Origin of the sequence: Bacillus sp. FSL K6-3312 (genome assembly GCF_038007485.1) — a bacterium.
Classification (GTDB): domain Bacteria; phylum Bacillota; class Bacilli; order Bacillales; family Bacillaceae; genus Bacillus; species Bacillus pumilus.
The window spans coordinates 3643440-3657757 of record NZ_JBBOXI010000001.1; the positions used below are offsets into that span (position 1 = coordinate 3643440).

Here is a 14318-nt window from a genome sequence, read left to right on the forward strand (position 1 = left end):
TTACCTCTCTCCTTTTTTCGGCCATACATGGTAATACAAGAAGGCATTTGTTGTTCTAAAGCCCATCTTTTCATACAGCTGAATGGCGGTTGTGTTATGCAGCTGCGTTCCGGCAGAAATAAAACGATGCCCTCTCTCATAAGAGACCTTCATCATCTCAATAAACAGCTTTTTCCCGATCCCTTTTCCTTGTACATCCGGTCTAATCGCAAACAGCTCAAGCGCCAGCTCATCGCCCTTGGTCATCCCTTGTATCAAGCCCACGACTTCATCGTTCACCTTTGCTACGATATTGATATCTGCACGTCCGAGAACATTATTTCTCATCCATTCTTGATAGAAATGCTGGACGACGTTCTGGTCTAAAAATGGATCGAGGGCATACCGGCTTTTCACAAAAGCCTGATAAGCGAGTGACACCGCCTCATCGTATTCCTTTTCATTCGGCAGACTGATGATCACATCTTCAACTGTTGATGGCATTTCCAAGTGAACAGGCGGCGCTTCAAGACGAGTGAGACCGCCCACATAGTACACATGTGACAGCTTTTGGACGATGCGGTTTTTTTCAACATCCGCCGCTTCAAGACGTAAAAAGAAAAAATCGCATTTTTCTGTTCTCATCCAATTGATGAAGCGCTCCATCAATTCCTGAAAAGCAGATGCTGACTCAGCTTCCGCAAACTTCACATGAAAAATATGCTGATCAAATATACCGCTTTCCCATTTTGACCAGTCGTATAACAGCACTGCTTTGAGCTGGGCGCCACTGACAAGACCAAACTGTTTGAAGCCTTTCATTTGTTCAATTTGTTGACCGTATTTCTCAATCCAAGCGGACAGCACCTGATCGTCTAGTGCATGAACGGTCTTCATGAAGATGCCTTCTGTTCTTTTAAAATAGACAGCACCGCAGTGATGACATCCTGCACATCTTCATCTGTCATACTGGGATAAAGAGGCAGTGAGAGGGTTCGCTTGTAGTACGCGAGTGACTCAGGGAAATCCTCTGGTGAATAGTGGTAGGTTTGTTGATAGTATGGATGCACATGAACAGGGATAAAGTGAACACTCGTGCCGATTTTATAGTCCTTTTGCAGCTGATCAATCAGCTCATTGCGTGTGATGAATGCTTCTTTCGGGTCCACTTGCAGTACATATAAATGCCATGCATGTCTTCCCTCATGATGGACTGGCGGCAGGATCAGCCCTGCTTCCTTTTGAAATGCTTGATTGTATGCTTTCGCAATTTGTTCTCTCCGTGCCTGCATATCATCTAAACGGCTTAGCTGAACAAGCCCTAACGATGCCTGCACATCAAACATGTTCATTTTATAGCCAGGTTCCTCGACCTCGTAGTACCACGTTCCTTTTTCTCCATAACGATTCCATGCTCCCTTGCTCATCCCATGGAGTGCTAGTCTTCTGATCCGAGCGGCAAGTGCATCATCATGTGTCGTCAGCATGCCGCCTTCTCCGGTCGCTATATTTTTCGTCGCATAAAAACTAAAGGCAGTCGCATCACCAATCGCTCCAATCGGCTGCCCGTGATACGTTGTATGCAGAGCATGAGCGGCATCCTCAAGCACAAAGAGATCGTACTTTTTGGCAATGGCTAAAATCCGTTCCATATCGCACGATTGACCAGCAAAATGAACAGGGACAATCGCTTTTGTGTGTGGTGTAATCGCCGCTTCTAGTTTCTCTGCATCGAGGTTGAGTGTCGCTGGGTCAATATCGACAAATACAGGTGCTGCCCCTGTATGAATGATCGTATTGGCTGTTGCGCAGAATGTCAGAGGCGTTGTGATCACCTCATCCCCATTCCCAATCCCTTTAGCTTTTAAGGCTAAAAATAAAGCAGCCGTACATGAATTGACAGCGATCGCATGTTTTGCACCGGTCAGCTGCCGAAACTCTTCTTCAAACTGTCTGACTTTTGGTCCGGTTGACAGCCAGCCAGATTTTAATGTTCCAATGACTTCGTCAATTTCTTCCTGCTCAATCAACGGCAGGGCATAAGGAAGAAATTGTTCTCTCTTTTTTTCCATATCGCTTGCACACCCCTATCTTCATCTCTGAAAATCCACACCTGTTTTTGTTTGAAGCAGAGAAAGCAGAACATCGGTCGATCGCGCATGCGGATAATGTTGTTTAATGAACTCAGCTCCTTGCCTCTTTGCCAGCTTCATCTCTTGATCATCCGACAAAATACGAATGGCTTTCTCAGCCAGTTCAACAGGGTTTTTCATATGATAGCTGCCAAGCGACTCGTAATAAGGGTATCTTCTGCCTTCTGTCATTTTCCCGATCAGCACACTCTTTTCAAAGAGCATCGCTTCAAGACCGACGGTTGATGTGAGCGTAATGACCATATCCATATATGGCAATAGGTCATACAAGTCGATCTCTTTTTTAATCAATCTCACATGATTTCCTGCTCGTTCAATGGACACATACTCATTTAATCGGTTGCGGGCAATTTCCCACGGATGCGGCTTCATGATCAACTGAATGTCTTTCCGTTTTGCAATCGTTTTAAGCACATCACCATAGAAGGCTTCTGAAAACGGCTGCGTTGCCACAAGCACGGTCTTTTTGGCAGGATTGAAGTTCAATTTACGAAAGATGAGTTCCTGCTGAAGCGGCGTTCGATCCTTCACCAAATCAAACCTCGGATGACCTGTGATCTCCACCTGTTCCAGCTGACAGCCTTTGTCTACATACCAGTCTTTTTCATACTTTCCAAACACCCCGTGGCACGTCGTGAAAATCGGCAAAAAGGCTTCGTCTCCCATCAGTGCGCCGTGCTGAAGACAGATACTCGTGAGCTGGCGTTTCACAGTTTGCAGTGCAAGTACGCGGCTGTAAGCATCCTCCGTTGTCCCCACAATGATGGCTGCAATTGGCTCCATCTGAAATAGCACTTCTGTCTGGTCAATCACATCAATAAATTGCACAATGTCCTTACGAAGCTTTTCTCTAAAAAAGACATTGCCAAAGACCGGATGCTTTGCGTAAGTTTTAAGGAGAGCATTTGCTTTCTCAATATATTCAGCATGGGCTTCTTTATTAACCTCTCCTGCTAATTCCGGCTTGCTGATGACCGGTAAACCGAAATAATCTGCCTTCTTCCAGCGAGCAAGCACCACCGTTTGACTCGGATGGAACCGCATGTAATTTTGTTCAGTAAAACGCAGATGTTCAAAGTGAAGCAGGACCTTTCCATTCGCCGGACGATAAGCAATACGCTTGATCTGCTGCTTATGTTGATCAAAAAATGGCTGAATCTCTTCCGGCAACGGACAATCGGTTGTCAATTCTTGACCGAATGCTTCATCCTCCATACGTTCCCTTACCTCAGGACTGATATATTGATAGAAATTGCTGATCAACCCAAGGGGAATTTGTTGATAGGACAAATCCTTCATAAGATTCACATACTCAAAGTACACCTGCCAATAATGATGAATATAGTGCGACACTTCAGGTCACCTCCCATGTCTTTGTTTTAATATATGGCGGAGCTCCCAGCAGGTAGACTGCTCAGGAAGTGCTTGAATAAAGGCACTTTTCTCGTCTTCCGCCAATTGATAGTGAATCGACTGTTCTGTGATGTAATTTGTATCTAAAACTTCATCATAGGGATAGAACGGATAAAAATGATTTAATCGAAAAAAGAACCGGGCATCCCCTATTCGATAAAAATGCGGACTCTCGTCCCAGTAAGACCCAAATTCAGTATGAATTTTTGTTAAAATAGAAGCACGATGAACGACCGAGCAATGATCTATGGCACAAGGTGCATTCCATTGCACCGTTTGCGCAGGTCGAATCGTTTCCTTTACTGGCTCTTTATTGCTATTTAAATAGATTACTTTCGATGCAGAATAGACAATATCTTCACTTGGTCGAGCATCTAGATAATGTGTGAGCTTCTCTAAACGGTCCGGGGCATAGACATTGTCATCTGTGGCATAGGAAATATACTCGCCCTTTGCTAGTTCTAATGCTTGATTAATGAGGACGGCGTATCGGGTTTTCGCTGTTCTCTCCTCCAGCGATTTGACACCACTTTGGATAAAATGAACACGGGGATCTTTGCGAAAGGGCTCAATCGCGGCAAGGGTTTTTTCGTTTGAACCATCGTCCATGATAAATAGTTCAAAATCTGACAGCGTCTGCTGCAAAATCGCTTCAATCGATCTGCCGACGTAAGCCGCCTTGTTGTAGCTCGTCATAATGACAGTTACTTTTGTCAAAGTTTTCACCTCGGTCTCTTTCAAACTATGTTTATCATATGTGTCTCCTCTTAAAGAGACTGTAGAGTGACCTATTTTTTATAAAATTGTATTTTTTTAATGATCTATCTTTGAAAAACGCGAATTTTTTGGTAATATAAGTAATCATTTATGTGTATTAAAGGAGTAAAGAACATTGGAAGCTATGAAGAATGATCACTCCCAACAAGAGGAAGTAAAAGGTTTTTTTCGATTTTTTAAAATTTTCGTGGCGACAAAAACGATTATTCGCTCATATCAACATTCCTCTATTCCCATTTGGCTGATGATGCTTCTTGCAAGTATCGCTGGTACAGGCTGGATCTACGAAGGATATTTTAGCGATTATATGGGCAATCATATTCCATTTCCTTTTATTCTGTTACAAGGTGCGGGATATGGTATTCTCTCAGGCAATCTGGCGCTATTTTTCGGTGTACTCATCCTAAAGTGGTTAGGTCGTCTTTTTTTCGGCAGTCAAACCGCATATCGAGATGTGCTCAAAGCCTGCACGCTGTCGGTCTTTTTCCCTTCTGCTTTATTTGCACTCAGTTGGATTTTCACGATTGGAATGCTCGGTCCGTATACGTTTGTCAAAATCTCACCCTATTTAGATCAGCATTATGAGGTTTGGTATTATCTCGATCTTTTAACACTGATTGATGCTTATGCAAAGACGTGGATATTGGGAATGGCTGTTTTAGGCATTGCCGCTGTGATGAAGCTCAGATTATGGCAAGCCTTTCTCATTGTGATCACACCGCTTGCTGCATGTTTTCTTATCATTACTCTTTTATTTGGTGTCCAGCGCGCTGTAAATTGGATGATGTAAGGAAGGTTGCACATCATATTCGTAAGCAACGAAGCGCAGACCTGACAAAGAATGCGAGGGTTTGACCGCGCCTAAGGAACTGCACCACAGTTCCTTTTTTTCGTTCAATGTACATATTCTCCCCTCCTGTCTCATAGTGTGAAAGAGAGAAAGAATGCTATGGAAACAACAGGTGCTTAAGCGCCTTCTGTTTAGAACACCATGAGGAAAGAGGAGGAACGTTATGAAATTGAAAAATCAATTTGGGCAAGGTTCGGGTTTCGAAGGTCAAGATTTTCGCCAGCAACAATATGGAGCAAATCCGTATCCTGCGCAGCAGATGGGTTATTCAGTCCCTCCCCAAACGCAGGGTCAAATGCAAGGTCAAATGCAGCAGGGATTTTCACCAATGCCGTCTACTGGTTCTTCACCAGGGGGGCAGGGCACGCAGAGCGGCGGGCAGCCGTATCAAATTCCTTCTGGACCGATTTATCAGCAGAATGTCACTGGTCAACTGCCAATCGAGCAGTCCTATATTGAAAATATTTTACGATTGAACCGCGGCAAGGTAGCCACGATTTATATGACGTTTGAGGCAAGTAAGGAATGGAACTCGAAGATTTTCAGAGGCGTCATTGAAGCTGCAGGACGTGACCACATTATCATTAGTGATAACAAGACAGGAACACGATACTTACTATTAACGATCTATCTTGATTACATTACGTTTGATGGGGAAATTCAATACGACTATCCATACTCCATGTCCACGTATTCTCCGAGGTAGATAACGCCACATATCGCAAAAGCAAGGAGCAGGCGCCCTTGCTTTTTTCTTTTGACTAGGTTTTTGTCACAACTCTAGGGTGCTGCTCATAAGATGCCTAGTAGTTTTTATCAAACACCTAGAGGTGACATTCATGACTGTTGAGCTGGATTATACATCACCAAATGTTAAATATTCATACGACCTGAATCAAAGTCCACTTGTGAAATACGATCAGCATAACCTGATTAACGTTTTAGGGAAAAAACAATTAAACTCGTTGGATCAAGTATCCCTGCTGGATATATATTTGAGTAAAAGCAAAGTCGTAGAGCCTCATTATCATCAAAATGCCGCAGAGCTTGTTTATTGTATAGCCGGTTCTGCTACCGTCTCGATGCTGAATCCTTTTACAAAAAAACTGCACACCTATACCATCACCCCAGGACAGGTGGCAAACGTACCTCAAGGCTGGTGGCACTACGAAGTTGCCCTTCAAGACAGAACTCATTTGTTAGCCATTTTTAACGCATCTACGCCAGAAGTGATCCTAGGCTCAGACCTTCTCACCCTCACCCCTGCTCACATCATGGCACATACGTATTGCATGAACGAAACACAGTGGAAACAGGCGACTCAGCCTGTGAAGCCAAGTGCGTTTATCGGACCATTTTGCCACAGAGAAGAGGAAGCACAAACGAACCCTGTCCCTCCGTCTCACTACATCCCTTATTATCAAGCACCGCCAAACTACGCCCCTTACTGGAATTAAGAAAAAAACCGATGCCCCTCACAGAGCATCGGTTTTTTGGCTTATAAATTTTTTGCTGCTGCAATGACAAGCATGATCCAAGAAGCGATAAACGCCACTCCGCCAATTGGGGTAATGGCACCTAGAATCTTCACCTGAGTCAATGCTAGGACATAAAGGCTTCCTGAGAAGAAAAGGATACCTGCAAGCATCACCCAGCCAGCGGTTGGGACTAGAGAAACACCTGACAGCTTATCTGCAAGAAAGGCGACAATAAATAGTCCAATCGCATGGAACATCTGATATTGAACCCCTTTGTTCCAAATCTCTATATACTTTTCAGGGATTTTCCCTTCAAGACCGTGCGCACCGAAGGCTCCGAGTCCAACAGCTAGCATCGCATTAATCGCACCTAAAATGAAAAATAGTTTCATTCGTCATTCTCCTTATCTCGTCAATTATGTTTATCATAGCGCGGGTGACAGACGACATTCAACTTTCCCTATACGTTGACACGAGATTGTCGGATTTCTTTTTCTTTCGTAACAGAACTTGATCGACCGCGATCGCAATGAGTGTACCTAGAACAAGTCCATTGCTTAATAATGAAATGAGCACAGGATGCATGCCTTTCAAGGCCTCCTGCGGTACAAACATCGCCCCTACACCTGCTAAAACGGCAATCCCTAGGACAAAGCGAATCCGCGGAATTTCTTCTTTCTCATACTGATCAAACTCAGACATCGCAATCCCAATCATTGAGGAGAACACCACAAAGTTTACAGCAAGCCCCACAGGTGATGGCAATGCGGAGAAAAAGCTCATGAGCAGCGGGAACAAACTAATGAGTACGATGAGCAGACTTCCTATGAAAAATGGCTTTCTCGATGGAATTTTCGTTGTCTGGATAAATCCTGCTGCCCCGGAAATAGGTACAGGCGCAATCGCTCCGATCAATCCGCTCAGTAAGTGGCCAAATGCTGCGACAAAACCAGCCGGACGAGCTCTCTTCCGCTCACGCAGTTCACCAAACGCCTTCACTGAACTTTCCACAATTCGAATACTTGCCAGCATGTTCACAATGAGTAATATCGTAATGAAAAAGGACGTGACAAGCAATCCACTGTCAAAGACTGGCATGCCGAATGGGAACAGCTTCGGAAACTCGATGATTTTTTCTGGAATTCGAACCGGCTTTGCCAACCCGAGTAGAGCGAATAACAACCAGCCTCCTGCAAGGGCAAATAACACAGAAAACTGCCTTAAGTAATGCCATTTTGAGCGGCTGATCATGAAGGTCAGAACAATAATCAAGATCGACAAGCAAAAGACAAGCCCATCCACCTGATTTCCCCGATAGCCGATGCCCATCAGCCCTTTCATGATCGGCTGACTTAACTGGACAACTAATAATAGCAAGTAAATGCCTGTGACGACTGGCGTAAATAAAGACGCGAGCCAATTAATGATTTTAAATAAACTAAAAATAAAAAAGAAAGCGGCACTAAAAATTAAAGCCCCTTGTAGTGCTTGCAGAGTTTCAGGATACGTCGCAAAGATGGTTCCTGTCATACCTGCATAAAGGGTATACACACCCCACCAAAGCCCTGCTGGACTTTCATTGATCGGCAGCATATGGCCGCATAAACATTGCACCATCGCCACAAGACCAAGTGAAAAGAATGTACTTTGAATCAGCTCTGCTGACTGCACTTGGTTCAATTCAAATGCTTGTGCAATCGCAATTGGTACAGCAATAGAAGCTGCGATAAAAAATGCCATCCACTGAATGGCGCCCAAAAATAGTTTCAAACCAATCACCTTCCCTTTGTCGTGACAAGACCATTAAAAATCAAAGATAGAGTCGCCATTCCCATCCTTGTCTTTTTGCCCCTCTTCTTGATGCTGAAATTTCTTCGCACCACTCGCACCCATCAGTTTCTCAAGCATGGCTTGATCTGAGGATACGGGCGGCGCGGGCGGTGTCTGTATCGAAGAAGGTGGCGAGATAATCGGCGCTTGCGGCATTTGCACCTGTGATGGTGCATCGAGAATGACATCACATAGTGAAAAAATCGCCGCCACTTGACGTTTCACCTCTTCATCATTTCCACTTTGTTTCGCCTTTTGAACCGCTTCCTCCATTTTTTGGAGCAGGCTTGATATATGAATATTCAAGGGTAGACCCTCCAATCTAAAAAAATCGTCTTTCAACATTATTTTACCAAATGAACAAACGAAATGGTTCATTTTTTCAAAGCAGTGCGCTCACGCCTCTCCTATTTGACCCGGCATCGTCATTCACACATAATAAAAGAAACAACATCGTTTATGAAAGGATTGAATAATGGACAAACTCACTACTCTTTTTCAGAAACAAAAAGTCTTTCAAAAGCCGCCGGTGGAAGAACGCATCCGTCTTCTTAAAGACTTAAAAGCAGCCATCAAACAGCATGAGAAGGATATTTTACAAGCCTTGGCCCATGATTTACATAAATCCGAACAGGAAGCCTACACAACAGAGATCGGGATGGTGTATGAAGAAATCAATCATACCATCAAGCACCTCCACAAATGGGCAAAGCCAACACGCGTGCGAACGCCCCTCACTCATATCGGGTCGAAAAGTATGATTATGAAGGAACCTTATGGAAGTGTGCTCATCATTGCTCCTTGGAACTATCCTTTCCAATTGGCCCTTTCTCCATTAGTTGGTGCCATTGCTGCGGGTAATGCCGTTATTTTAAAACCGTCTGAGCTGACGCCGCAAGTTTCAGAAGTAATCAGTGCAATGGTGGAACGTGTATTTCAAGAAGACCATGCAGCTGCCGTAGAAGGCGGTGTAGATGTGAGTACAGAGCTGTTGAAACTGCCCTTTGATTATATCTTCTTTACAGGAAGTGTGGCAGTCGGCAAAATCGTCATGGAAGCCGCCGCAAAGCATTTGACCCCAGTCACACTTGAGCTTGGCGGAAAAAGCCCTTGCATCGTCACGCCTGATACAGATATCAAATTAGCGGCAAAGCGAATCACGTTCGGCAAATTCACCAATGCTGGGCAAACGTGTATTGCACCAGACTATTTGCTTGTTCATGAATCCATTAAAGAAGAACTTTTGCGGGAAATGACAGCTTGTATCCGTGACTTTTATGGCGAACAACCGGAAACACATCCGCACTTTGGGAAAAATGTCAGCCAGCGTCACTTTGACAGGCTCTCACAATTCCTCTCAAATGGAACGATCGTCACGGGGGGACAGCGCAATGAACACGAGCTCAAAATCGCTCCGACCATATTAGACCACATCACATGGGAAGATCCTGTCATGCAGGAGGAAATTTTCGGACCGATTCTGCCTGTCATGACCATCGATTCTCTGCACGAGGCAGCTCATATGGTCAAAGCTAGACCGAAGCCGCTTGCGCTTTACTTATTTACAACAAGTAAAGAAACAGAATCCTATATTCTAGACCATCTCTCATTTGGTGGAGGATGTATCAATGACACGCTCATGCATGTCGCTACTCCTTACCTGCCATTCGGAGGCGTGGGTGAAAGCGGCATGGGACGATATCACGGGAAAGAAAGCTTCTTTACGTTTACGCATGAAAAAAGCGTCCTGCGCCAAACCAATCGCTTCGATTTTTCCTTCCGTTATCCAAATGCGAAAAACGGACTCGACTTGGTTCGTAAATTTTTAAAATAAACAGGACGAAGGGTCTCTCCCCTCGTCCTCTTTTTACTCAATATCTTGGATACACCAGTTAATTTCTTCTGTCCCCATTTGCTTTAAATACGCGTTTACCTTTGAAAACGGACGACTGCCAAAAAAGCCGTTTCTTGCAGAAAAAGGACTTGGATGAGGGGACTCAATGATGAAATGCTTGTTTTGATCAATGCGTTCTTTCTTATTTTGAGCATGTCTTCCCCACAGCACAAAAACGACGGGCTGCTCACGTTCATTCAGCACATCAATCACGCGGTCTGTCACACGTTCCCAGCCCTTGCCTTTATGAGAATTCGCCTCGCCCTTTCTTACGGTCAGCACAGTGTTTAAGAGCAGCACACCTTGCTCTGCCCAGCTCACAAGTGAGCCGTGATTTGGAACAGGACAGCCAAGATCATCCTTTAGCTCCTGAAAAATATTTCTCAACGATGGCGGATGCTTCACACCAGGCTGAACAGAAAAGCTTAATCCATGTGCCTGACCTGGGCCATGATACGGGTCTTGTCCCAAAATCACCACTTTGACCTCTTCATATGACGTCAAATGAAGCGCACGATAAACGTCATCCGGTTTCGGAAAAACGGTCTGCGTACGATATTCTTCCTTCATCCATTCACGTAATTCCTGATAATATGGCTGTTCAAATTCACTTTTCATCACAGCCCACCAGCTATCATTTAAAAATGGCTTCATTGGGGTTCTCCTCCTTGTGTCTGCTGCGTTAGTCTTGAGATCATCGGTTTTCCGTCCCACACAATCTCACTCTCTGATTCTCGTTTTTTCATCGCTGGTTCTTCTAATAAGACAGCAAAGTTCGCTGTCGGAAGGTCACCCAGCCCATGCTTTTCACTTAGATCATCTAAGTAGTTCTTCCTTGTCTCACCAAGATCACTAGACTGATTCCCTCCGCCATCAAAAAACGCATAGATCACGCTGGCAGCCGGCACTCGTTTGACCCGGGCGTGCTGCGTGACACGTAAGAAAAAGTCCCAATCCCAGTAATGATGCATCGCTGGATCAAAATAGCCAATCTCATCGTGTATACAGCGTTTATACATACTGCCGGAAGGAACGTATGTAGAAAAGACACGCATATCCTCAATAGCAGCTGTATACGCAAACAGACGTCTTGACACCGGGAAGCGGGTCGCACCTTTTTCTTCAAATGACACAATTTCAGCATCAGAAAAAACAAAATCGGCGTCCTCCAGCGCCTTACTCATACGTTCAATATGACAAGGTGTAAAGTAATCATCATCGTCACTCAGCATGATCACATCGCCTGTCAGCTCCCGCACCCCCACGTTTCTAGCATTCACATGCTGGACGTTCTCATCTAAATGGATCAAGCGGATCGGAAGTTCGGGGTAGAGTTCCTGAATGATCTCGACGCGCTCTCCTGCATCATTCACAACCACAATTTCAAAAGGCTGTACGGTTTGTCTCGTAATAGATTCAAGCAGCTCACACAGTGCGCTGAGCCGGTTATGTGTCACAATTAATAAGGAAATCTTCATATTCAGCTAACTCCTTTAATAGATTCGTCTTTTTCCATTAAAACATAAAATGACGTTCTTCTCATGATATAAAAGGCGGTTTGATGTGACGGGAAAATGGGAATTTTTGATGAAAAGGAGTGATCACGATGGAATATTTCACAGTAGAAAATAGCAAAGAAGCGAAACAGACCATTGAACAAATACGTTCACCAAAGGATGATATTTTTGTTTTTGCGTACGATCCAGAACGCTCTGATACCGTCACAGAGCATACGAATGCCAAAAGCATGACAGCGGTCGATCAAGGGATTTTAGATCAAATTGCCAATGTCATCCGCACCCGGGATGACGAGCTCATGGCCAAAATGATGTCGGTTGGCGCCGATCAGGAATTAGCTTTAACACTTTTAGACGAACTGAAAAAGGGGAAATTGGTGATTTGTAAAAGGTAAGGGGAAAGGCGTTCTTCCTAAGGTGGAACGCTTTTTTATGTCGTTTCATTGTGATAAACGGAAAAGCTGATTATAATAAGGGATAGAACAGTAACTGTTACACATCACATTGGAGGTTCAGCAACTATGTCTATGAATAAAGCACTCACCATCGCAGGCTCGGATTCAAGCGGCGGTGCAGGTATCCAAGCAGATTTAAAAACGTTTCAAGAAAAAAACGTCTACGGGATGACAGCTTTAACCGTTGTCGTTGCAATGGACCCACATAACCATTGGGATCATCAGGTGTTTCCAATTGATACGGCGACGATTCGTGCGCAACTCTCTACCATTGTAGAAGGCATTGGGGTAGATGCACTGAAAACGGGTATGCTCCCAACAGTCGACGTGATCGAACTTGCAGCGGACACCATCAAAACATATGACCTAAAAAATGTCGTCATTGATCCTGTTATGGTTTGTAAGGGTGCGAACGAAGTGCTATATCCGGAGCATGCGGAAGCACTGCGCGAAAAGCTCACGCCACTGGCAACCGTCATTACGCCTAACCTTTTCGAAGCAGGTCAATTAAGCGGAATCGGTGAGATCAAAACGATCGAACAAATGGAAGAAGCAGCAAAACGCATTCACGAACTTGGTGCCAAGTATGTGGTCATCACTGGAGGCGGTAAGCTAAGCCCAGATAAAGCGATCGATTTGCTTTATGATGGACAAACCTTCGAACGACTTGAAACAGAGAAGATCGACACAGAATACACACACGGCGCAGGCTGCACATTCTCAGCAGCAGTCACAGCTGAACTAGCAAACGGCTCAGACGTGAAAGAAGCCATTTATGCAGCAAAAGAATTCATCACAGCTGCCATCAAAGGCTCTTTCCAGCTAAATGAATACATCGGACCAACAAAGCACTCTGCTCATCGTTTTGATAAGTAGAGTAGAAAAAACCGATTCGCCTTTTGGGTGAATCGGTTTTTGTTTTTAACATGTTTTTTCTAAATCGTTCAATTGATTGGTGAAACCAGAATGATCTACCTGCGGTGCTATGTTTTCTAGAAAGCGAATGAACTCACGACCAGATTCAATAAAATGACGCACAAGTTCTTTATACTCTGCAATTAAGGTTTGATTATCAAGCGATAACATCACTTCATGATCAGATCTTTTTTCTAACTGTTTCTCTAATGGAACACTTGGATAATATATTTTTCCATACCCTTCTTCCACATATTTCTCAAAAATGTTTGTGTAATAATGCCACAACTCTTCAATAGAATCTGGATTTTCGAAATCCTCTATTTTCCCCTTTTCCTCATGATCGAACGTAATTGTGCCTTCAAGGTTTGTAAACCCTTGTTCCATAAAATCTTCTTTCGTAGCAACGAATGTTTTGATCTTTTCAATATCATCAATGGGTACAAACTTCTTCTTGTTCTCCAAATTAATATACGTTTCTATCTTCAATTGACGTCACCTTTCATTTCATGAAAAAAAGCATACCCGCGTCTGGGTACACTCTTTTATCCATACAGGAATATCTACTTTTGCTGATCAGATTCTTTCGCCATTTTTCGAATAAAGGCTTCAATAGATTCGACAAATAAGGCATATTCTTTCATTTGTTTATACGTATCTGACAGCTTCTCTTTTAATTCTTCCTGCTCTAGAGAAGGTTCACCGAGAATAGATTGGACTTGAATGAGCAATTCTTTATATTCTTCACGTTTATCTTCAACATGATCTGCCATTGTCTCCAAGCGTTTTCTAGTCGTCGGCTGCTGTTTTGAATTCAAATAAACAACCCCTTTTTGTCCTACCGCATTTGGATAAACGTCAGCCTCAGCTGTATATATTTTAAAATGATACCATAATTCCACCTGTTATCATATATGTAAAACGTCATCAAACCGCTTCTGGCCATTCTTGTATATACATGATATAGGCTTTAAGATACGGGTTGATTTCACTATTAAAACCAGAGCGGTATAATGGAATGGGCTAACCCCAGCTAAACATGTCCAATGTTTGGGCT

At 43.8% G+C, this 14318-nt stretch carries 17 protein-coding genes; 6 read left to right on the top strand and 11 right to left on the bottom strand.

Going from position 1 to position 14318, the window contains the following annotated elements; all coding sequences use genetic code 11:
- The 4 genes from MHI11_RS19135 to MHI11_RS19150 are packed head-to-tail and all read right to left on the bottom strand — an operon-like array spanning position 1 to position 4262.
- Positions 1-876: a GNAT family N-acetyltransferase gene (locus MHI11_RS19135; protein ID WP_268453498.1), complete on the bottom strand. Its 876-nt coding sequence runs from the start codon at positions 874-876 to the stop codon at positions 1-3.
- Positions 873-2051 carry a DegT/DnrJ/EryC1/StrS family aminotransferase gene (locus tag MHI11_RS19140; RefSeq protein WP_217012687.1) on the bottom strand — a complete coding sequence of 393 codons (1179 nt, stop codon included), beginning with the start codon at positions 2049-2051 and terminating at the stop codon, positions 873-875. The genes MHI11_RS19135 and MHI11_RS19140 overlap by 4 nt, the downstream gene beginning before the upstream one ends.
- A 21-nt stretch (positions 2052-2072) precedes the next feature.
- A complete protein-coding gene (locus tag MHI11_RS19145; protein ID WP_340962083.1) occupies positions 2073-3485 on the bottom strand; it encodes a capsular polysaccharide export protein, LipB/KpsS family in 1413 nt (470 codons plus the stop codon).
- A 6-nt stretch (positions 3486-3491) separates the two neighbouring features.
- Positions 3492-4262, bottom strand: a complete 771-nt coding sequence (locus tag MHI11_RS19150) for a glycosyltransferase family 2 protein (protein ID WP_340962085.1) — start codon at positions 4260-4262, stop codon at positions 3492-3494.
- 184 nt (positions 4263-4446) lie between these two features.
- Between MHI11_RS19150 and MHI11_RS19155 the strand changes: the two genes are divergently transcribed.
- The 3 genes from MHI11_RS19155 (at position 4447) to MHI11_RS19165 (ending at position 6629) form a co-directional block, all read left to right on the top strand.
- Positions 4447-5112, top strand: coding sequence for a YIP1 family protein (locus tag MHI11_RS19155; protein WP_340962354.1), 666 nt, complete (start codon positions 4447-4449; stop codon positions 5110-5112).
- 223 nt (positions 5113-5335) lie between these two features.
- Positions 5336-5878: a spore coat protein GerQ gene (gene gerQ, locus MHI11_RS19160; protein ID WP_003215192.1), complete on the top strand. Its 543-nt coding sequence runs from the start codon at positions 5336-5338 to the stop codon at positions 5876-5878.
- A gap of 133 nt (positions 5879-6011) precedes the next feature.
- Positions 6012-6629, top strand: coding sequence for a cupin domain-containing protein (locus MHI11_RS19165; protein ID WP_340962087.1), 618 nt, complete (start codon positions 6012-6014; stop codon positions 6627-6629).
- Between the two features lie 41 nt (positions 6630-6670).
- Here the strand turns inward: MHI11_RS19165 and MHI11_RS19170 are convergent, their stop codons facing one another.
- Genes MHI11_RS19170 through MHI11_RS19180 form a run of 3 tightly spaced genes read right to left on the bottom strand, consistent with a single transcriptional unit; the run spans position 6671 to position 8786 of the window.
- On the bottom strand, positions 6671-7042 hold the full coding sequence (locus tag MHI11_RS19170; RefSeq protein WP_003215282.1) for a DUF423 domain-containing protein: 372 nt from the start codon (positions 7040-7042) through the stop codon (positions 6671-6673).
- A gap of 58 nt (positions 7043-7100) precedes the next feature.
- Positions 7101-8420: a purine/pyrimidine permease gene (locus tag MHI11_RS19175; RefSeq protein ID WP_044140225.1), complete on the bottom strand. Its 1320-nt coding sequence runs from the start codon at positions 8418-8420 to the stop codon at positions 7101-7103.
- Between the two features lie 33 nt (positions 8421-8453).
- Positions 8454-8786 (bottom strand): YwdI family protein, encoded by a 333-nt coding sequence (locus MHI11_RS19180; protein WP_340962089.1) that lies wholly within the window; start codon positions 8784-8786, stop codon positions 8454-8456.
- Positions 8787-8955: 169 nt separating this feature from the next.
- Here MHI11_RS19180 and MHI11_RS19185 point away from each other — a divergent pair, with 169 nt between their 5' ends.
- Positions 8956-10314 carry an aldehyde dehydrogenase gene (locus tag MHI11_RS19185; RefSeq protein WP_340962090.1) on the top strand — a complete coding sequence of 453 codons (1359 nt, stop codon included), beginning with the start codon at positions 8956-8958 and terminating at the stop codon, positions 10312-10314.
- A 33-nt stretch (positions 10315-10347) separates the two neighbouring features.
- Here MHI11_RS19185 and MHI11_RS19190 read toward each other — a convergent pair whose 3' ends face one another.
- Positions 10348-11028, bottom strand: coding sequence for a uracil-DNA glycosylase (locus MHI11_RS19190; RefSeq protein ID WP_278177043.1), 681 nt, complete (start codon positions 11026-11028; stop codon positions 10348-10350).
- Complete coding sequence (locus tag MHI11_RS19195) at positions 11025-11852, bottom strand: glycosyltransferase family 2 protein (RefSeq protein WP_126740954.1); 828 nt, start codon at positions 11850-11852, stop codon at positions 11025-11027. Before MHI11_RS19195 ends, MHI11_RS19190 begins: the two co-directional genes overlap by 4 nt.
- Positions 11853-11980: 128 nt before the next feature.
- Here MHI11_RS19195 and MHI11_RS19200 point away from each other — a divergent pair, with 128 nt between their 5' ends.
- Together MHI11_RS19200 and MHI11_RS19205 are read left to right on the top strand one after the other, a co-directional pair.
- Positions 11981-12286, top strand: coding sequence for a general stress protein (locus tag MHI11_RS19200; protein ID WP_065097796.1), 306 nt, complete (start codon positions 11981-11983; stop codon positions 12284-12286).
- A gap of 126 nt (positions 12287-12412) precedes the next feature.
- On the top strand, positions 12413-13222 hold the full coding sequence (locus MHI11_RS19205; RefSeq protein ID WP_044140232.1) for a bifunctional hydroxymethylpyrimidine kinase/phosphomethylpyrimidine kinase: 810 nt from the start codon (positions 12413-12415) through the stop codon (positions 13220-13222).
- A 45-nt stretch (positions 13223-13267) separates the two neighbouring features.
- On the opposite strand, the gene MHI11_RS19210 is transcribed toward MHI11_RS19205, so the two are convergent.
- Together MHI11_RS19210 and MHI11_RS19215 are read right to left on the bottom strand one after the other, a co-directional pair.
- Positions 13268-13750, bottom strand: coding sequence for a hypothetical protein (locus tag MHI11_RS19210; protein ID WP_126740955.1), 483 nt, complete (start codon positions 13748-13750; stop codon positions 13268-13270).
- 74 nt (positions 13751-13824) lie between these two features.
- Positions 13825-14079 carry a hypothetical protein gene (locus MHI11_RS19215; protein ID WP_008359596.1) on the bottom strand — a complete coding sequence of 85 codons (255 nt, stop codon included), beginning with the start codon at positions 14077-14079 and terminating at the stop codon, positions 13825-13827.
- Positions 14080-14318 lie beyond the last annotated feature (239 nt).